Below are 2,511 nucleotides of genomic sequence, written 5' to 3' on the forward strand. Positions count from 1 at the left end.
GGCGCGGTGGCGGCCGGCCAGCTCCAGGGGCAGGGCGGCGTTCGCGCGGGCCGACAGCCAGGGCGCAAGGGTCGGCGCCTGGAAGACCACGGCGGTCTCCCCGCGGCCGGGCGTGCGGACGACCATCCCGGCGCTAGGCGCCTCCAGTCCGGCCAGCAGCCGCATGGCCGTGGACTTGCCGCAACCCGAGGGACCGACCAGCGACACGATCTCGCCCGCGTCGATCGCCAGGCTGAAAGGCCCGAGCGCCCGGCCCCGCGGGTAGTCGACCTGGACGTCTCTGAGAGCGGCGACGCCCACTCTATTTCGCCGGCTGGCCCAGGAACTGAAGGGTGTAGCCGCGCCGGTAGTCCATGGCCTTGGGATAGACGCCCTGGCCCGCGGCCATGTCGAAGAAGGTCTTCCAGCGTGCGTCGGTCATGGCCCCGATGCCGCCCGTCTTGGCGTCGCCGCCGTCGACGATGGCGTAGGCCTTCAGCTTGGCGCGCGCCTGGTCGAGGACGTCCTGGGTCATCTCCGGGTTGTCCTTCCTGATCAGCGCGTCGGCGGGCTTCGGGTCGCCGTAGAGGTAGTCCTGCCAGCCCTTGGCCGTGGCCTCGACGAAGGCCTTCACCGCCACCGGATTCTTCGCGATCAGGGTGTCGGGGGCCATGATCATGGTGGCGTAGCCGGGGTAGCCGTTGTCGGCCAGCAGGAAGACCTTGGGCCTCAGGCCGGCCTCCTTCTCGATGGTGTACGGTTCAGAGGTTAGATAGCCCTGCTGGGCGGCGCGCTTGTCGGCCAGGAACGGGCCGTTGTTGAAGGTGTATTTGCGCACCTGGTCGTCGCTGAATCCGTACTTGGCCTTCAGCCAGACCCAGAAGGCGGTGACCGAGGCGTCGCCCAGCAGGATCGGATGGCCCTTGAGGTCGGCCAGGGTTTCGACGCCCGTGCCCGGGTGCGCGATCAGCACTTGCGGGTCTTTCTGGAAGACCGCGGCCACCGCCTTCACCGGCACGGACTCCTGGACGAGATTGAGCACGATGAAGCTGTTGGAGCCGACGCCCAGGTCCACGGAGCCCGCGGCCAGCAGCTGGGGCACGTTCACGCCCGGCCCGCCCTGGACGATCTTCACGTCGAGGCCGCGTTTGGCGTACTCGCCGTTGGCCAGCGCCTCGTAGAAGCCACCGTGCTCGGCCTCGGCGCGCCAGTCGGTGGCGAAGCGGATCGGCGTGAGCTTGGGCCCCGCGCCTTGGGAGGCTTCGTGCTTGGCCGGCGAGCAGGCTGCCAGCATCGCGGCCAGCGCGACGACAATGGAACGCAAGGCTTTCATGGACACCCCCCGACTGAGCGGAGGCGAAGGTAGGGCGCTCCGCCGCAGGTTGGAAGACGGGGCGGAACTAACGCCCATAGCAAGAGGGCGGCGCTCCGGTTGCCCGAGGCGTCGCCCTCTCATCCAGATCCGTTGGGGGATCTGTGCCTTCCAGGTCGATCGCGATTTCGGTTCGTGAGCAAGCTCACTGGTTTTCCGTCGCGGCCGGTGTCTCGGTGGAGTCTGTCCCGGGTCGCCCCGGTCCTCGCTTCGCTGAAACCTTCTGCTCGCCTCTGCTTCGGGGTCCGCCGTTTCCGGCATCTCCGTCCGCCCGCGCCGCAGTCCCTCTCGGCAAACGAACGGTGCTCTCGAACCGGAAATCCGGCAAGCGCCAGATTCATCCCTAGATTGAGCCGGCTGTCAAAAACCTGTGAACATATGGTTAATAACTCGGGGAGCGCGTCAAAATTCCCCAATGATTTCAGCAGGAGAAGATACCCACAGAAAAGCTCGCCTTGGCGCTCAGCGGGCCGATTCCAGGGCTTCCCGCCGCTCCTCCAGCGCCAGCCATTCCTCTTCTGCCGCCGCGAGCTGCGCGCGCATCGCGTCGAGGTCGCCGCTGAGCTTCCGGAACGCCTCGGGGTCGCGTCCGTAGAGGCCCGGATCGGCAAGCCTGGCCTCCAGGGCGGCCGTCTTTGCGGGGGCCTCCGCGATGAGGGTCTCGAGCTCCGCTAGCCGCCGCTGGTCCTTGTAGGAGAGCTTGGCGGCGCGGGCGGGCGGGGCCTTGGGCGAGGCAGCCTTGACCGCTGCGGCCGCCGCGATGGGCGGCCGGCCGAAGAAGCCGGGGTTCTGGCCAACGAAGTCCTGCCAGCCGCCGGGGGTCTCCACCGTGCGTCCATGCCCGTCGAGCCCGATGGTGGAGGTGGCGAGGCGATCGATGAAGTCGCGGTCGTGGCTGACGAGGATCAGCGTGCCCTCGTAGTCGGCCAGCAGGTCCTCCAGCAGGTCCAGGGTGTCCATGTCGAGGTCGTTGGTGGGCTCGTCCAGCACCATGACGTTGGCGGGCGTGGCGAGCGCGCGGGCCAGCAGCAGGCGATTGCGCTCGCCGCCGGAGAGACTGCGCACCGGCTGGCGCAGCTGGCTCTCCTTGAACAGGAAGTCCTTGGCGTAGGAGACCACGTGCCGCGGCTCGCCGCGCACCAGCACCTGGTCACCGCCCA

General features: G+C 68.5%; 3 protein-coding genes. All 3 read right to left on the minus strand.

Annotated elements, in window-relative coordinates; genetic code table 11:
- Nucleotides 1-300 (minus strand): ATP-binding cassette domain-containing protein (locus JWP28_RS17440; RefSeq protein WP_299544911.1); only part of this gene is annotated, 300 nt, incomplete at its 3' end.
- A gap of 1 nt (nt 301) precedes the next feature.
- Complete coding sequence (locus tag JWP28_RS17445; RefSeq protein ID WP_299544913.1) at nt 302-1,312, minus strand: ABC transporter substrate-binding protein; 1,011 nt, start codon at nt 1,310-1,312, stop codon at nt 302-304.
- A 501-nt stretch (nt 1,313-1,813) separates the two neighbouring features.
- Nucleotides 1,814-2,511, minus strand: a 698-nt coding sequence (locus JWP28_RS17450; RefSeq protein WP_299544915.1) for an ATP-binding cassette domain-containing protein, incomplete at its 5' end; no start/stop codon positions are given.

The sequence above is a fragment of the Phenylobacterium sp. genome (assembly GCF_028290885.1).
Classification (GTDB): Bacteria; Pseudomonadota; Alphaproteobacteria; order Caulobacterales; family Caulobacteraceae; genus Phenylobacterium.

What these genes read in the sequence shown, in the direction of transcription:
- JWP28_RS17445 (WP_299544913.1), bottom strand. Translation starts at nt 1,312, where the DNA reads ATGAAAGCCTTGCGTTCCATTGTCGTCGCGCTGGCCGCGATGCTGGCA.